10 protein-coding genes and 1 pseudogene are annotated in these 16,525 nt (G+C 72.5%); 5 read left to right on the top strand and 6 right to left on the bottom strand.

Annotated features, from left to right (window positions below):
• The first annotated feature begins 92 nt into the window (after positions 1-92).
• The 3 genes from O7626_RS23975 to O7626_RS23965 are packed head-to-tail and all read left to right on the top strand — an operon-like array spanning position 93 to position 5,993.
• Entirely contained in the window at positions 93-863 is a 771-nt protein-coding gene (locus tag O7626_RS23975; protein WP_278066289.1) for a type 1 glutamine amidotransferase, read from the top strand.
• 47 nt (positions 864-910) lie between these two features.
• The gene (locus O7626_RS23970) at positions 911-4,141 is read left to right on the top strand and encodes a bifunctional [glutamine synthetase] adenylyltransferase/[glutamine synthetase]-adenylyl-L-tyrosine phosphorylase (RefSeq protein ID WP_278063356.1); all 3,231 of its coding nucleotides are present in this window, start codon (positions 911-913) and stop codon (positions 4,139-4,141) included.
• Entirely contained in the window at positions 4,134-5,993 is a 1,860-nt protein-coding gene (locus tag O7626_RS23965; RefSeq protein WP_278063355.1) for a hypothetical protein, read from the top strand. The genes O7626_RS23970 and O7626_RS23965 overlap by 8 nt, the downstream gene beginning before the upstream one ends.
• Before the next feature lie 13 nt (positions 5,994-6,006).
• On the opposite strand, the gene O7626_RS23960 is transcribed toward O7626_RS23965, so the two are convergent.
• Positions 6,007-9,327 (bottom strand): NACHT domain-containing protein, encoded by a 3,321-nt coding sequence (locus tag O7626_RS23960; protein WP_278063354.1) that lies wholly within the window; start codon positions 9,325-9,327, stop codon positions 6,007-6,009.
• A gap of 276 nt (positions 9,328-9,603) precedes the next feature.
• Between O7626_RS23960 and O7626_RS23955 the strand changes: the two genes are divergently transcribed.
• Positions 9,604-11,088: a pyridoxal-dependent decarboxylase gene (locus tag O7626_RS23955; RefSeq protein ID WP_278063353.1), complete on the top strand. Its 1,485-nt coding sequence runs from the start codon at positions 9,604-9,606 to the stop codon at positions 11,086-11,088.
• Positions 11,089-11,098: 10 nt separating this feature from the next.
• On the opposite strand, the gene O7626_RS23950 is transcribed toward O7626_RS23955, so the two are convergent.
• From O7626_RS23950 to glnA, 5 genes and pseudogenes are all read right to left on the bottom strand, one after another.
• Complete coding sequence (locus tag O7626_RS23950; protein ID WP_278063352.1) at positions 11,099-11,926, bottom strand: YhjD/YihY/BrkB family envelope integrity protein; 828 nt, start codon at positions 11,924-11,926, stop codon at positions 11,099-11,101.
• A 115-nt stretch (positions 11,927-12,041) separates the two neighbouring features.
• Positions 12,042-12,144, bottom strand: a pseudogene (locus tag O7626_RS41570) (GCN5 family acetyltransferase); the annotation flags it as partial.
• A gap of 236 nt (positions 12,145-12,380) precedes the next feature.
• Entirely contained in the window at positions 12,381-13,502 is a 1,122-nt protein-coding gene (locus O7626_RS23945) for a GlsB/YeaQ/YmgE family stress response membrane protein (RefSeq protein WP_278063351.1), read from the bottom strand.
• Positions 13,499-13,912 (bottom strand): helix-turn-helix transcriptional regulator, encoded by a 414-nt coding sequence (locus tag O7626_RS23940; protein ID WP_278063350.1) that lies wholly within the window; start codon positions 13,910-13,912, stop codon positions 13,499-13,501. The genes O7626_RS23945 and O7626_RS23940 overlap by 4 nt, the downstream gene beginning before the upstream one ends.
• 245 nt (positions 13,913-14,157) lie before the next feature.
• Positions 14,158-15,582, bottom strand: a complete 1,425-nt coding sequence (glnA, locus tag O7626_RS23935) for a type I glutamate--ammonia ligase (protein ID WP_278063349.1) — start codon at positions 15,580-15,582, stop codon at positions 14,158-14,160.
• 280 nt (positions 15,583-15,862) lie between these two features.
• Here glnA and O7626_RS23930 point away from each other — a divergent pair, with 280 nt between their 5' ends.
• Positions 15,863-16,288, top strand: a complete 426-nt coding sequence (locus tag O7626_RS23930; RefSeq protein WP_278066288.1) for an RDD family protein — start codon at positions 15,863-15,865, stop codon at positions 16,286-16,288.
• Positions 16,289-16,525 lie beyond the last annotated feature (237 nt).

Below are 16,525 nucleotides of genomic sequence, written 5' to 3'. Positions count from 1 at the left end.
CGGTGGGGCCACCGGATAGCCTCGACACCGTGGCAACCGAGAGCGGGCACGAGACCGGAACCGACAGCGACGACGGCGGCACGGTCCCGGAGGTGTCGGCGACCGCGCTTGTGATCGAGAACGACCCGACGGACGACGTCCGCCGGCTGGGGGAGTGGCTCACCGAGGCCGGCCTCGACCTGACGGTGCTCCGGCCGTACGCCGGGGACGCGCTCCCCGACGACCTGACGGGGTACGCCGCACTGGTGGTGCTCGGCGGCTACCAGCATCCGTACCCGGCACCCGACGGCACTCCCGGGGCGCCGTGGTTCGCGGCGCTGGAAGGGCTGCTCCGCAAGGCGGTCCGGTACCGGGTGCCGACCCTGGCGATCTGCCTCGGCGCCCAGCTGCTGGCCACCGCGCACGCCGGGACGGTCGAGCGGAGCGCGGCCGGGCCGGAGGTCGGGCCGAGCGTGGTCGGCAAGCGGGACGCAGCCGAGCACGATCCGCTGTTCCGGTACGTGCCGATGATCCCGGACGTGCTCCAGTGGCACGTCGACGAGATCACCGAGTTGCCGCACGGCGCGACCCTGCTGGCCGCCTCGACCCGCTATCCGCACCAGGCGTTCCGGCTCGGCGACCGGGCCTGGGGACTCCAGTTCCACATCGAGTGCGACGCCGCGATGATCGCCGACTGGTCGACCGACTCGGTGACGCTTGCCGGACTGGGCTACGACCCCGAGCTGGTGGTGGCGGCCTGCGCCGAGGTGCTGCCCGACATCGAAGAGGTGTGGCAGCCGTTCGCGGCCCGGTTCGCGGCCCTGGCGCAGGGCCGGCTGGACGGCGTACCGCCCCGGCCGACGCTGCCGCTGCTCGGACACTAGACGCCCAGACACCAGCGCCGATGACGCCAGACCGGGAGCCGCCGCCGATGAGCAGACCGACAAGCGCGCCCCGCCGGCTCGCCCGGTACGGCTTCGGAGTGGGAGACGGGGAGCGGGCCGACGGCGACGGCGTGAGCCGGGCCGCCGAGCTGCTCGGGCCGGACGGGCTCGGACTCTGGGACGCCGAGGCCCAGGAGCCGGTCGACTCCTCGGCCGGGGAGTTGCTCACCGCACTCGCCCGGGCTGCCGACCCGGACCTGGCCCTGCGCCAACTGCACCGGATCGTCGAGGCCGAACGCCGCTCGTCCGCCCCCGCAGGCTCGGCCGCTGGCTCGGCGGGAGCGCGGGCCGGCTCGACGGGGGCGCGGGCCGGTTCGGTGGGGGCGCGGGCCGGTTCGGTGGGGGCGCGGGCCGGCTCGGCGGCGGACGACGGCCGGGAGACGTTGCTCGCCGCGCTGCACGCCGATCCCGGGCTGCGGCGGCGGGTGGTGGCCGTGCTGGGTGCCTCGTCGGCGCTCGGTGACCACCTGGTGGCCAACCCGGAGCAGTGGCGGGCCCTGCGCACCGGCGGCGACGGGCTGCCGCCGAACGCCGAGGGGCTGCTGCACCCGGAGGCCACCGGGGCCGACGGCGGAATCGACGGCGGGACCGACGGACTGCCGGTGGTGGCGGCGCTGCGCCAGGCGTACCGGCTGGCCCTGCTGCGGATCGCGGCGGCCGACCTGACCGGCGGGCGCGGCCTGGAGCAGACCATGGCGGCGCTGTCGGCACTGGCCGACGCCACCCTGGCCGACGCGTACGGGATCGCGCTCGGCGAGCTGCCGGCGGGGACCCCGGTGCCCCGGCTGGCGGTGGTGGCGATGGGCAAGTGCGGCGGCAACGAGCTGAACTACGTCTCCGACGTCGACGTCATCTTCGTGGCCGCGACCGACGAGGACCTGCCGGCGGCCACCCAGGTGGCGACCCGGCTGATCCAGATCTGCGGACTGGTGGCCTGGCCGGTGGACGCCGCGTTGCGCCCGGAGGGCAACCGGGGGCCGCTGGTGCGTACCCTCGCCAGCCACCTCGCCTACTACCGACGCTGGGCCCGGACCTGGGAGTTCCAGGCGCTGCTCAAGGCCCGCCCGGCGGCCGGGGACGTCGAGCTGGCCCAGGAGTGGATCGACGCGCTCGCCCCGCTGGTCTGGCGGGCGGCTGAGCGGTCGGAGGCGGTCGAGGACGTCCGGGCGATGCGCCGGAAGATCATCGACAACATCCCGCCGCGCGAACTGGAGCGGGAGATCAAGCGCGGGCCGGGCGGGCTGCGGGACATCGAGTTCGCGGTGCAGCTGCTGCAACTCGTGCACGGCCGGGTCGACGATTCGCTGCGGGCGCCGGGCACCATCCCGGCCCTGCGCGCCCTGGTCGCCGGCGGCTACGTCGGGCGGGCCGACGGGGAGGCGCTGCTGCGCGGGTACCGCTTCCTGCGCGGGGTGGAGCACCGGCTCCAGTTGCAGGCGCTGCGGCGTACCCACACCGTCCCGGCCGAGCCGGCGGCGCTGCGCTGGCTGGCCCACGCGCTCGGCTACACCGCGCTGCCGGGCCGGGAGGCCGTCGAGGCGTTCCGGGCCGACTGGGTCGGCCACGCCACCGAGGTACGCCGGCTGCACGCCAAACTGCTCTACCGTCCGCTGCTGGAGGCGGTCGCCCGGGTACCCGCCGACGGGCTGCGGCTGACCCCGGAGGCGGCCCGGAACCGGCTGGAGATCCTCGGCTTCGCCGACCCGACCCGGGCACTGCGGCACCTGGAGGCGCTCACCGGCGGGGTGACCCGGACCTCGGCGATCCAACGCACCCTGCTGCCGGTGCTGCTCCAGGAGTTCGCCGACGCGCCCGAGCCGGACCGTGGACTGCTCAACTACCGGCAGGTCTCCGACAAGCTCGGCGGCACCCCGTGGTATCTGCGGCTGCTTCGCGACGAGGGGCCGGTGGCCCGCCGGCTGGCCCGTACCCTGGCCGTCTCCCGGTACGTCGCCGACCTGCTGGCCCGGGATCCAGAGGCGCTCCGGCTGCTCGCCGAGGACGCCGAGCTGACCCCCCGGGACACCGAGGTGCTCCGGGACGGGTTCGTGGCCGCCGCCGACCGCTACCTCGTCGGCCGGGGGCCGCGACCGGCCGACCCGACCGAGGCGATCCGCTCGGTCCGGGCGCTGCGCGGCCGGGAACTGGTCCGGATCGCCTGCGCCGACGTGCTCTACCGGGCCGGCTCGCTGGCCCCGGTCGGCCAGACCGGGATGGCCACCACCGTCGCACCGGAACCCGCCCCGGCCGGCGTCGTCGGCGACTCCGACGTGCTCGCCGTCGGCGCGGCGCTCTCCGCCGTCACCGACGCCACCCTGGGTGCGGCGCTGCGGGTGGCCCGGGCCACCCAGCCGGAGCTGCCGGGACTGCGGTTCGCGGTGATCGGGGTGGGCCGGCTCGGCGGGTACGAGATGAACTACCTCTCCGACGCCGACGTGCTCTTCGTCTACGACCCGCCCGCCGGGGTGGCCGAGGACACGGCCAGCGCGGCGGCCAGGGCGATCGCCGAGGAGCTGCGCCGGCTGCTCGGCATGCCGGCCGCCGACCCGCCGCTCGGGGTCGACGCCGACCTGCGCCCGGAGGGCCGGCAGGGACCGCTGGTGCGCAGCCTCGGCGCCTACGCGCAGTACTACGCCCGCTGGTCGAAGGTCTGGGAGGCCCAGGCACTGCTGCGGGCCAGGTACGTCTGCGGCGACGCCGACCTCGGGCGGGAGTTCGAGGCGATCGCCGACCCGGTGCGCTATCCGGAGCAGGGGCTGAGCCGGGAGCAGGTGGTGGAGATCCGGCGGATCAAGGTTCGGGTGGAGACCGAACGGCTGCCGCGGAACGCCGACCCGGCTACGCACACCAAACTGGGCCGGGGCGGACTGGCCGACGTGGAGTGGGCGGTGCAGCTCAGCCAGCTCCGGCACGCCGGTCGGCTGCCCGAGCTGCGCTGCACGCGTACCCTCGACGCGCTGGCCGCCGCCCGGGAGGCCGGGGTGGTCGACGGCGCCGACGCCGCCGCGATGGCCGCCGGCTGGTGCATGGCCGCCCAGGTCCGCAACGCGCTGATGCTGGTCCGCGGCCGGGCCGGCGACCAGCTGCCCCGGCACGGCGTCGAACTCGCCGGGGTGGTACGCCTGCTCGGCGGCGACGACCCGGGCGAGTTCCTGGACCACTACCTGCGGACGACCCGACGGTCCCGGGCGGCGGCGGAGCGCGTGCTGAATGCCTGACCGGCGCGGCGTCCCGCGGGTGCTCTCCGGCACGGTCGGCCCGGCCGTCGTGCCGGCGGTGGCCGTCGTGGCGGCGGTGGCCGTTGTCCTGGCGGTCGCCTTCCTGCTCGCCCCGCCGCTCGGCACCGACCTCTCCGCACAGGTCGCCCGCGCCGACTTTTTCGGCCGACACGGCTGGGCCCCGCTGGACCTCGGCTGGTACGCCGGCATCTCCCCGTACGGCTACAGTCCGCTGACCCCGGCGCTGATGCACTGGCTCGGCGGCGGCACCCTCGGTCCCCGGCTGTCGGGTGCGCTCGCGTTGCCGGTCTCGGCGGCGGCGCTGGCGCTGCTGATGCTGCGCACCGGTGCCCGCCGCCCATTGCTCGGCGGTATTGCCGGCGCCGTCTGCATCGCCGGCAACCTGGTCTCCGGCCGGATCACCTACGCGATCGGGGTCGCCTTCGGCCTGCTCGCCCTGACCGCCCTGACCGGCAATTTCCGACCGGCGGTGCGGTGGTGCCTGGCCGGCGTCGCCGCTGTGCTGGCCGGCGCGGCGAGCCCGGTCGCGGGCCTCTTCGTCGCCCTCGCCGGCACCGCCCTGCTCGGTAAGGAAGGGCCCCCGCTTATCGCTTTTTGTAGCAGAAGGGGCCCTTCCAAACACCTCGGACCGGCGGCGCGGCGCGGGATCCTCGACGGGCTCGTGCTGGTGGTGGGTGCGGGCGTGCCGACGGCCGGACTGGGGTTGGCGTTCGGCGCGGGTGGATGGATGAATATCAGCCTGGCCGACACCCTGACCGCGATGCTGGCGAGTGCGCTGGTCGTGGCGGTGGTGCCCCGGCCGGTGCTGCGGATCGGGGCCGGGCTCGCCACCCTGGGCGTGTTGCTGGCGTTCGCGGTCCGGACCCCGGTGGGGCTGAACGCCACCCGGCTGGCCGCGATGTTCGCCGTGCCGGTGCTGGTCGGCTACGGGACGCTGCCGGCCGGGCTGGCCGCCCGGTGGGCCCGCCGGGGGGCCGGCGCATCGGCTCCCGGCCACCGGCGCCGGGCAATCGCGCTGGCCGCCGTGGTGGCGTTGGCGGCGCTTGTGGAGCCGCCGGTCTCGGTGCCGGACCTGCGGGCGGCCGGCGACCCGACGGCGTCCCGGAGTTACTTCGCGCCGCTGCTGGCCGAGTTGGGTCGGCGCCCGCCCGGCCGGGTCGAGGTGGTGCCGACGGCGAACTACTGGGAGGCGGCGTACGTCCCGGAGGTTGCCCCGCTGGCCCGGGGCTGGCTGCGCCAGGCCGACCAGGCACACCACCGGCTCTTCCTGGACGGCAGCGTCGACGCGGAGTCGTACGGCCGCTGGCTGCGGGACAACGGGGTGGCGTACGTGGCGCTGGCCGGGGCGGAGCCGTCCTGGGTCGGCCGCCGGGAGGCGGAACTGATCCGGGCCGGGCTGCCCTATCTCACGCCCGTCTGGCAGCACCCGGACTGGACCGTGTACGCCGTCACCGGCACACCGTCCATCGTGGAGGCTCTCGGGTCGGGTCCGGCCGCGCCGGGCGGAGGTGACCCGCCGGGCGGAGGTGACCCGCCGGGCGGAGGTGACCCGCCGGGCGGAGGTGACCCGCCGGGCGGGGTGGACGGGCCGGGTCCCGGCACCCCGGGGGTGGAGTTGGTGCGGGCCGACTCGGCGGAGTTGACTGTCGACGTTCCGGAGGCGGGGGAGATCCTGGTCCGGGTCCGCTGGTCGCGGTGGCTCCGGGTGGACGGCGGGCCGGGCGCCTGCCTCGCCCCGTACGGCGACTGGACCGTGCTCCGGGTGGCCCGGCCCGGCCGGTACTCGATCAGCGGCAGCCTGCCCGGGGCGGGACCGCGCTGTTTCGACTGAACGACATGCCAGGTCATTGCCGCTTGATACGTACCCCCGCGGCGTTACGGATTGTCTGGTCGGAATTTGCCATCACGATCAGCCGGCGGTTCCCGGCCAAGGGTGCCAGGTCCAGTTGCGGGGTAGCGTGCAACGACAGGGATGCGAGCTGAGGTACGGATGCAAGTGGTGACAGGTCAGTCGATTGACTCAATCCGCCGATGTTGAGGGTGGTAAGGGTTGGATGGTTGGCCAGTGGTCGGAGGTCCAGAGTGCCTTTGTGGCCGTAGAGGTCGAGGCTGACGAGTGGTAGTTCGGCCATGGTCGTCAAGTCGAGAGTGGGTACGTCCAGGTACATCAGACGCAGAATGGTCAGGCTGCCTTGGTGTGTGGCTATGTGGTGAAGTACCCGAGGATCCGAACAGTCGTCGAGGTACAGGGCTGTCAGCTTCGGTAGTGAGCCTAGGAATTCCGTGTCGTTCAATATCCCTGCGCCGGTGGGAACACTGAGTGCGAGTGTGTTGAGCTCCGGCAGTTGGGCTAGGAGATGAAAGTGGTAGGGAACATGCCCGAGGCCCTGAAGGCTGAGCGTCCTCAGGCGCGGAAAGCGGTCTACCCATTCGAGGTCCGGCATCAGCTCCTCTGAACTCCCGAGCCACAGCTCGAGTTCGCTCAGCGCATTCATGGTGGCCGGCAAGTGTCGGGGAGCGCAGGCCCAACGCAGGGCCAACGTCTCCATGGCCGGGTGCCGATCCAGGAAATCGAGCTCGATCCGTTCGTCGACGAACGTCGTACGCGGAGACAACAGGAGCAGTCCCCGCAGATCCGGTAGTTCACGTACGGCGCTCGCTGGGTCTTCCGTCGTGATGGTGACCTTCTGAAGTTTGCGCAGGGAGTTCAGCATGGGCATCGTCCAGTCGTCTACCTCTACCCAGCCGTCCTGCAGAGGCGAGTCGGCAAGGACGAGCCTTCCGTACTCGTCGGGTTCGAAGTGCTTCGCTGCCTCGATCAGGCTCTTCACCACCCGAGGCCGCTCGTCCCGGCCATAGCGGCCGAGTTTGCGGAGTGCGGCCGGCCCGCCGACGAAGGCGGCGGTGTCGACGGTGGCGGCGGCAACGCTCTCCGAGAGCGGGCCGAGGTCGTCGGGAAGGAGATGGAGGACGCGTTCCCCGGCCAGTGCCAGCGACCGGGACTCGATCGCGCTCCTCGGCGGCACCAGCTCGGCCAGGCTGGCATCGATCCGGTCGAGCGTGCGGACCGGCAGTGCGGGGGCGGTCTCCACGCAGGCCCCGGCGAGTAGCCGCAGCCAGCGGGCGCGCCGGCCGGACCCCGTATCGGCCCGGTCGAGCAGCCGGTTGACCAGCCGCTGCCGGTATTCGCTGTTGGCCAGCCCGGCGGTCATCACCACCGTCTCCCGCCACATGTCCCGGGTGGCGTGCTCGGCCAGTACGTCGATGTAGTTCTCCTCGGCGACCTCCTTCGCAGCCAGGTATTCCTGGAAGGTCCGGTGTACAAAAGAAATCCGGTCCTCGGCCACGTCCTTCAGTACGCCACTGCGATCGAGCAGGTGCTCGAAGACGTCGTCTGGCTCGGCGGTCACGTTCGGCATGGTTGCCAGCTTGCGGCGTATGTGTGCCTGCGCTTGGGTAGTGTCCAGCTCGGAGTGGTTGGCGAGGGTGAGTCGCCAGGCGAGGTCCTGCAACAGCAACATGGCGTCCCGGGCACCGAGCCCGACCCGCTGGTAGGCCGGCACGTTCCGGGCGGTGTCCCGACGCTCGAGCAGCATCTCCAACGCGGCCCGGTAGAGGTTGATCCGGTCGTGCGGCAGGTCGTCGCGTCGGTCCAGGTTCAGCGCGCAGAGCATCGCGCACATCAGGGGATTCGTCGCCAGACCCCGCAGGTGGTGGTTGGCGTCCAGCCGGGCGAGCAGCCGGCGCTGATAGCGGGGGAGCTTCGCCGGCTCACACGGCAGATGCCGGGCGCCGCTGGTCGCCCGATGCCAGCGCCGGACGAACTCGACGATGTCGGCCGGGCTCATCCGCTCCAACATGACCGCGAGGAAGCCCTCGTTGGTGAGCCAGCGGGCCGGTGCGCCACTCGGCCGGGAGGTCACCACCACGATCACGTTCGGGTACCGGTCGAGAAGGCGGCGCAGCCACTGGCGTACCTGGGTGCGCTGGGCGCGGACCAACTCGTCGACTCCGTCGACCAGCAGCAGCGCTCGGCCGGCGGCGAAGATCCGTTCGACCAGGCCATCGGGTGCTTCGGCGGCGAACTGCGCGATGTCATCGCCGAGCAGCGCCCCGACGGGCGGCAACGGACGGGCGGCGTAGCTACGCAGCTTCACCAGGAAGGGGGTCCGCCCATTCCAGTCTCGCAACTCGCCGGTGAAACCCTGGCGGGCAGCGGTGACCGCCAGCCAGCGCAGCAGGGTGCTCTTGCCGGAGCCGGCCGCTCCCCGGATCAGGATGCGCCGGGCCCGGCCGAGCGCGCTCTCCACCCGCAGCCCGGTCCGTCCGTCGTGCTCGTCGTCCTTGCGGCCGCTCCGGAAGAACGAACCCCGTCCTGGCGGGACGCCCGCCGGCTGCCGGGGTCGCGGCGCCGGGCGCGCGCCGTCGAGGTCGGAGACGGCCAAGCTCAGGTACGCGATGCTCAGCGTCGTCTCCGGCGCGTAGTTGCGCACGTCCACGCCGAAGAGTTCGAGTTGGTCGTAGTGCTCCGACACGAACCGCAGGTAGCGTGAGACGAACTCGTCGTCGTCCGGCGTGGGCTCGCCAGCTCTCGGCGCCGGCAGCCGGGCCAGGATCTCGGCCAGGTCGAACGAGATCCGGGAGAGCCGGACCAGGCTTTCCTGGCTGGCCCGGTTGGTGAACTGCGGCAAATGGCGGACCATCTGCACATAGCAGGGTACGCAATCCTCCAACACCCGTGCGGCCAGCCGCTCCGCAGCCTCGCTCAGGCCGGCCACCCGCATCTTGCTCGCCAGTACCGGACGCAGCCGCCGGATCAGTTCGGCGGGGTCGGCGTCGGCGGCGAGCAGCGTCTCGTCGCTGAGGGCTTCGGCGGTGAACGTCCGGGCGACCGCCTCCAGCGCCGCCGTCGACTCGTGATCCGGCAGGTCGACGCCATCCGCCTCGAAAAGGCGCTCGATCCGGCTGGCGATGTCCGTCGCGACGCTCTCGATCTGGGATTCGACCTTCCGACGCACTAACCGGTCCCGGAAACTCAGCGTCAGCAACTCGGACAGGGCACGGGAGCTGTCACCCCGATCCCGGCGGGCGGCGAGCCATTGGATCGCCGCCTGAGTGGCCACGGCCTTCGCCAGGCTGGCCACCGCGCTTTCCAGCACCGGCATCGGTCGTCCTCCCGCCCGTCGGCAGCGAGACAGCGACGCACATCGTACGTCCGGTGTTCCGCCGTCGGCGTGACAAAGCCGAGTCGGTTACGCGACTCAGCGGATCGGCGGCAAGCATCGGCACCGCGCCGCCGTGCCGGTGCTGTGCTGTTTCGCACAACGACGCCGCAGGCTGTTCCGGGCGGCCACCGCGCGCTGATTGGCTGTGCCCAACTGGCTAGGTCGATGGCAGGCTGGCCCGTGGCACTGCCCGCGAGATCGGTTCCGGAGGTTGGCATGGGTGATCCGCTGCACGATCGGGACCGGACGGCGGCGCTGGAGCAGGTCTGGGCCGCCGCCGGCCCGTACCTGGACTCGCTTGCCGACCGCCCGGTGCGCGACCCGGCCACCGAACACCTGTTGCGGGAACTCGCCGAGGTGGGCGCAGGCGACGGCGGCCTGCCGGAGCGCGGCGTCGGCTCGGCCGCCGCCCTGGACCGGCTGCTCCGGGTCGGCACCACCGCCGCGACCCACTCGGCCGGTCCGCGCTTCTTCCACTTCGTCATCGGCGGCGCCACCCCGGCGGCCCTGGCCGGTGACTGGACCGCCGCGCTGCTCGACCAGAACGCCGCCTTCCGGGCCTCCTCCGCGCTCGCCGCCGAGCTGGAGACGATCGCGCTGCGCTGGCTGCGCGAACTGTTCGGCCTACCCGACGGGTACGGCGGGGCGCTGGTCGCCAGCGCCACCTTCGCGAACTTCACCTCGCTGGCCGTCGCCACGCACTGGTGGGCCGAGCAGCACGGCGTGGACGTCGCGGCGGACGGCCTGGTCACGCTGCCCCGGATGCCGGTGCTCTCCGGCGGCTACCTGCACGCCAGCTCGCGCAAGGCGTTGCAGATGCTCGGCCACGGCCGGGACACCGCCCAGGTGTACGCCCGGGACCGGGTGGGCCGGGTCGACCTGTCGGCGATCGAGCGGCGGCTCGCCGCTATCGACGGGCCGGCGGTGCTGATCGCCAACGCCGGTGAGGTGAACGCGGGCGACTTCGACCCGGTCGACGCGCTCGCCGACCTCGCCGAGCGGTACGGCGCCTGGCTGCACGTGGACGCGGCGTTCGGGATGTTCGCCGCACTCTCGCCCCGGACCGCCGGGCTGCTGCGCGGGATCGAGCGGGCCGACTCGATCGCCTGTGACGCGCACAAGTGGCTGAACGTGCCGTACGAGAGCGGTTTCGCCTTCCTCCGCGAGCCGGCCCGGCTGCCGGTCGCGTTCGGGATGCCCGGTACGACGTACCTGCCGGGGCCGGGAAGTCCACTGTGGTCCGGTGGGCAGCCGGGACCGGTCGACTACGCCCTGCACGGGCCGGAGTCGTCCCGCCGGGCCCGGTCGATGCCGATCTGGGCGACCCTGGCCGCGTACGGGCGGGAGGGGCACCGGGCGATGGTGGAGCGGCAACTCGACCTGGCCCAGCGGCTCGCCCGACTTGTCGACGAGGCGCCGGAGCTGGAACGGTTGGCCGAGGTGCCACTCTGCATCGTCTGCTTCCGGGCCGCCCCGCCGCACGTGTCGGCGGACGAACTCGACGACCTCAACCGGCGGCTCGGCGCGGCACTGCTCGACGACGGCCGGGTCTTCGTCGGCACCACCGTCTACGACGGCCGGATCGCGCTCCGCCCGGCGATCGTGAACTGGCGCACCACGGAGGCCGACATCGACCTGCTTGTCGACGTGGTACGCGAACTGACCGCCAAACTCGCTGACGGGCCGACCGCGACGAGTTGACCCGACGGCTTCATTTTCGGGCCCGCCAGCGGCTCAGCGCGAGGGTGGCGGAATAGCCGGACAGCACGATCACGTGGAACAGGTACAGCCACAGCAGCACCGCCACCCCGGCGCCGATCTCGTCGAACCCGCCGAACGGCACGCCCAGGTCGAGTGGCAGCGAGCAGAACAGCACGAAGCCGTGCAGGAATCCGGAGAGGTTCGCGGCGGTGAACGACCCCACCCCGAGGGCGGAGAGCCAGTCCGGGGAGGCCGGCCCGACCACCCGGAACACCCAGAGCAGCACCGGGGTGAGCACCAACCAGACCGCCAGGAAGGAGAGCACGACGCCTACCGTGCCGATCAGACCGCCCTGCCGGACCAGTCGGGTGGTGGTCGGCAGGGCCATCAGGACGAACAGCAGCAGCGCCGGCGCGGGGGCGAGCAGTGGTAGCAGGAGCAGCCGCCCCCGCCAGCCGACCAGGGCGGCCGACTCGTCCTGGTGGGCCACCACCGAGACGAACGCCCGACGCAGCCCTTCGCCGTACAGCGAGGCGGGCAGCAGCGAGGCGAGCGCCAGCAGCGGGGTGAGGCCCAGCCCGGCCTCGACCAGCGCGGCCACCGCCCCGGGCGCGCCGATCGCGGTCGGCAGGGTCTCCACCGCGTACGCGGTGAGCTGGCGGACCCGGTCGGCCCCGGCTGCCCGGCCGGTCAGCCAGATGGCCAGCAGCGCCACGGGTACCACCGCGATCGCCCCGAAGAACGTGATCGCGGCGGCGTGCAGGGAGAGATCACTGTCCCGGATCGGCCGGAACGCCGCCCTGGTGATCCGCTTTGCCGTCTGCCATCTGCCGCCCATCGCTGTCCTCTTCCCATCCGGGCGATCCGGCACACGCAACGACGTTCGAGTGAGCTGGACGACCTCAGCCGCCGGCTCGGTGCGGCACTGACGCGAGCTGGGACATCTCCCGGCGTCAGCCAGTCTCGGTCTTCAGCCCGCCGACGTACGGCTGCGCGGGCCGCTCGAAACACGCACGCGACACCCGCGACTCGACTGTCCGGGACGTGCCGGAAGCCAAGAGCCACACCTGTCGATCGGTCGCAGTAGTGAGTGAGGGGTGAGGGTCGACGTCCGGGCCCTGCGCGCCGCCGTTGCAGCGACGGCGCGCCGAAGTCCCCGACCGGCCTGGTGAACCGGTCGGGGACAGGCGAGTACTCCATTTCCACCCCTGAACGGGGATTGCCCGCAGAGTCGGGCGCGGTGGTCCGGCTCCGCTCCAGGGGCGCCCGGGTTGTCCGAGGCGCCGAGCTGATCAGGGCGCTGCCCAGCCTCTTCCGGCGTCGGCCTGCTGCCCGACCTCGGAGACGTGTCCGCAGGTCGGGCACGGGTTGCCGGCAGAGCGTGCCCGGACCGCCCGGTACCGGGCGCCGTGCCAGGCGACCACGGCAAGTAGCACGCCCGCGCCGACCAGCGCGAGCACGACGGTGGTGGCGGCGAGTTCGGACCAGGTGGGGGCGCCGCCCCAGTACCACTCGGTGATCGGTCGGATCGCGAGCAGACCGGCCGGGGTCACCAGCAGGACGACCGACCACAGGGCCCGGCTGTCACCGGTGACCGCCCGGACGAGCCCGAGGGCCAGCGCCAGCCCGACCAACCCAACACCCGCCATGCCGAGGACCTCGACCGTGGAGTTGTAGCTGGTGAACCAGTTTCCGCCGCCTTCGGCGACCTCGAACAGCGCGGCCACGGCCATCCCGGTCAGCGCCCCGAGCGGTGGCAGGATCCGGCCCGCCCAGCCGGGGTGGGCGGGCAGCGCCAGCGCCGTAAGGCCGAATGCCAACACCGGGACGAGCACGTAGAGCGGTGGCCGGGGCAGCCCGGCCAGCGGTGCGGCCGGAATCAGGATCAGCGTCAGCAGGACGGCGGCGGCGACACCCCGACGCGCCCAGCGGGCCGGCAGCACCGCCGTGGCGAGCGCGGCCAGTAGCCAGCCGGCCCAGAGGAAGACGCCGAGGGTCTGCGCCGGACCGACCAGCGCGGGCAGCACGTCGGCCGGCATGTTCGTGAACTCGACCTGGACGAGCAGGAACGCCGCCAGCGCCGCGAGCATGCTCAGCGCGGTCGTCGCGGCGACCGGCAGGCCGGCGGCGAGTCCGAGGGCGCCCTGCTCGCGCAGCCGCTGCCGCAGCCCGCCACGCAACATGTCGACGGCGTCGCGCGGTGAGGGCCAGCGCCGATCCGGTTCCACCAGATCGAGGTACGTCCCGACCAGTTCGTCGCCCCGGCTCGACCGGTAGCGGTTCGGGTACGCGTACAGCAGTCGCCGGTAGCGCCGCTCCAGCGGACCCGCCTCGGCGGTCGTACCGTCCTGCGCGGTCCCGGCGGGGTGTTCAGGCCCGCCGGGCTGCTCGGTCCTTCCGGGCTGCTCGGTCATGCCGCGCCTCCCGCGAGCCGGATGGCGGGGCGGATCGCCGGCGCTTCACGGACAGGGACGACAGCCGAGTCCTCCGAGGCTCGGGCGTCACGGGCTCGTAGGCGTTGGCTGGCCGCCTCGACGTTGCGGCGCAGCCGTTCGGTCTCGGCGGCCAGCACGGTGCCGCCGGAGTCGGTCAGCCGGTAGTAGCGGCGCAGCCGGCCGCCCACGACCTCCTCCCGGTCCGGCTCGACCAGGCCCTCGTCGGTGAGCCGGTCGAGGGCACCGTAGAGGGTGCCGGGGCGCAGCGTAAGGCGGCCGTCGGAGAGCGCGGCGACCTCGGTGACGATGCCGTAGCCGTGCATCGGCTCCCGGGCCAGGGCGGTGAGGATCAGGAACGTGGGTTCCCGTAGCGGAACGGGTGTGGTCATGACCCGAATATATCGGTAGCCGAGCTATATCGGTGGGAAAGCTATCGGCGCGTCGCCTTGCCGTCCCGTCCACACCGGCGGTCCGGCTGTCCGGCGCTACCGGTCTGCACCCTGACCGGCGCTGGAAACGCGGACGCGCCGCCGACCGGGCCCCGGGCGGGGCTTGGTCGGCGGCGCGTCGGACGTGTCGGTGCCGCACTGCCCGGGTCCGTGCGAGAGGCACGGGACCGGGCCGACGTCCGGGATCAGACGTCGAAGTACATCGCGAACTCGTGCGGGGTCGGCCGGAGCCGGACCGGGTCGACCTCGTTCGCCCGCTTCCACTCGACCCAGGTGGAGATCAGGTCGGGGGTGAAGACGCCACCCTCCAGCAGGAAGTCGTGGTCGGCCTCCAGCGAGTCCAGCACCTCGGGCAGCGAGCCCGGGACCTGCTTGACCGAGCCCCACTCCTCCGGCGGGAGGTCGTAGAGGTCCTTGTCGATCGGCTCCGGCGGCTCGATCTTGCTCTTGATGCCGTCCAGGCCGGCCATCATCATGGCCGAGAAGGCCAGGTAGACGTTGGCGGACGGGTCCGGCACCCGGAACTCGACCCGCTTGGCCTTGGCGTTGCTGCCGGTGACCGGGATCCGGGTGCAGGCGGAGCGGTTCCGCTGCGAGTAGACCAGGTTGACCGGGGCCTCGAAGCCCGGCACCAGCCGGCGGTACGAGTTGACCGTCGGGTTGGTGAAGGCCAGCAGCGACGGGGCGTGGTGCAGCAGGCCACCGATGTACCAGCGGGCGGTGTCCGACAGGCCGGCGTACCCGGTCTCGTCGTAGAACAGCGGCTCGCCGTTCAGCCACAGGCTCTGGTGGGTGTGCATGCCGGAGCCGTTGTCGCCGAAGAGCGGCTTGGGCATGAAGGTCGCCGTCTTGCCGGCCGCCCAGGCGGTGTTCTTCACGATGTACTTGAAGAGCTGGAGCTGGTCGCCCGCGTGCAGCAGGGTGGAGAACCTGTAGTTGATCTCAGCCTGGCCGGCGGTGCCCACCTCGTGGTGCGAGCGCTCGACGGTGAACCCGGCGCCCAGCAGCTGCTGGACGATCTGGTCGCGCAGGTCGGCGTAGTGGTCGACCGGCGGGACCGGGAAGTAGCCGCCCTTGTACGGCGTCTTGTAGCCCCGGTTGCCGCCCTCCTCCTCGCGGCCGGTGTTCCAGGCACCCTCGATCGAGTCGATGTAGTAGAACGCCTGGTGCGCCGAGGTCTCGTGCCGGACGGAGTCGAAGATGTAGAACTCGGCCTCCGGGCCGAAGTACGCGGTGTCGGCGATGCCGCTGGCGGCGAGGTACGCCTCCGCCTTCTTCGCCACGTTGCGCGGGTCCCGCGAGTACGCCTCGCGGGTGAACGGGTCGTGGATGAAGAAGTTCAGCGCCAGCGTCTTCTGCGTCCGGAAGGGATCGATGAAGGCGGTGGCGACGTCGGGCAGCAGCAGCATGTCCGACTCGTGGATCGCCTGGAAGCCACGGATCGACGATCCGTCGAAGGCGAGACCGTCGGTGAAGACCGATTCGTCGAACGACTCGACCGGCAGGTTGAAGTGCTGCATCACGCCGGGCAGGTCACAAAAACGTACATCGACGAACCGCACGTCCTCGTTCTTGAGGTATCGCAGGAGTTCCTCGGGGTTGGCGAACACACGTCCTCCTGGCACGTCCACTGATGGCTAGGCTGGTGGCGACGCTATGGCCATGCGATTGCCCGAGCATGTCTCTGATGTTTCTGCCGTGTTACGTCATCTGCGGAGCGTGATCCCCGCAGGTGGTCGCTCGGGCCTGGTGGGATGATACTCCGGTTTAGCCGGTTGGCCCAGTTTGTCTTCTCCGGTCGTCGCCGTCGGGATAGCACTGTCCGGGCAGGTGACCGGGGTCCCGGTCGGTGGAGCCGCGCCAGGGCGCCGCCGCTGGCCGCTACCCTGGTTGACCGTGGCAGCTCAGCAGCACAGCCCCGTCCCGCCCGGCCCGGCGGTCGACCCGACCGGCCCGCCGCCGACCCTGGCTCGCCGGTTCGCCGCGCTGAGCATCGACTGGATTCTCTGCCTCCTGGCCACCAACCTCTATGCCGACCCGATCTCCGACGGCTGGGCGCCGGTCCTCACCCTCGTCGTGGTGTACGGCTTCTTCATCGGCCTCTTCGCGCAGACGCCGGGCATGTGGGTGTGCCGGCTGCACTGCGTCCGGTACGCCGACGGCGGCCGGATCGGCGTGCTCCGCGCGCTGCTCCGGGGCGCCCTGCTCGGGCTGGTGATACCGGCACTGATCATGGACGAGCGCAACCGTGGCCTGCACGACCGGGCGGCCGGCTCGATCGTGCTGACGATCCCGTCAACCCGCCCCACCCGCTGACCGCCCCACCCGCTGCCCGCCCCGCGCTCGCTGGTCCGCCGCTCGCGGTTGCCTGACCGCTCACCTGGACACCAGAGGCGTTACCGGCCCTGCGTAACGCCTCTGGTGTCCAGGTCGAGCGTGCGGCGGCTCGCGGTGGAGGTGTGTCGGGCGCGGGGCGTCGAATTCTGTCCGGAATGTGCCTGGCGGAGTGTGCTGTGGGGGCGTACTGTATCGATCCAGAAGGGCTACTGGATC

This window comes from Micromonospora sp. WMMD1102 (assembly GCF_029626265.1).
Lineage (GTDB): Bacteria > Actinomycetota > Actinomycetes > Mycobacteriales > Micromonosporaceae > Plantactinospora.
The sequence above is the reverse complement of the archived record's forward strand: the minus strand, read 5'-3'. Positions and strand labels throughout refer to the sequence as shown.

What these genes read in the sequence shown, in the direction of transcription:
- O7626_RS23970 (WP_278063356.1), top strand. Translation starts at nt 911, where the DNA reads ATGAGCAGACCGACAAGCGCGCCCCGCCGGCTCGCCCGGTACGGCTTC.
- O7626_RS23965 (WP_278063355.1), top strand. Translation starts at nt 4,134, where the DNA reads ATGCCTGACCGGCGCGGCGTCCCGCGGGTGCTCTCCGGCACGGTCGGC.
- O7626_RS23960 (WP_278063354.1), bottom strand. Translation starts at nt 9,327, where the DNA reads ATGCCGGTGCTGGAAAGCGCGGTGGCCAGCCTGGCGAAGGCCGTGGCC.
- O7626_RS23955 (WP_278063353.1), top strand. Translation starts at nt 9,604, where the DNA reads ATGGGTGATCCGCTGCACGATCGGGACCGGACGGCGGCGCTGGAGCAG.
- O7626_RS23950 (WP_278063352.1), bottom strand. Translation starts at nt 11,926, where the DNA reads ATGGGCGGCAGATGGCAGACGGCAAAGCGGATCACCAGGGCGGCGTTC.
- O7626_RS23945 (WP_278063351.1), bottom strand. Translation starts at nt 13,502, where the DNA reads ATGACCGAGCAGCCCGGAAGGACCGAGCAGCCCGGCGGGCCTGAACAC.
- O7626_RS23940 (WP_278063350.1), bottom strand. Translation starts at nt 13,912, where the DNA reads ATGACCACACCCGTTCCGCTACGGGAACCCACGTTCCTGATCCTCACC.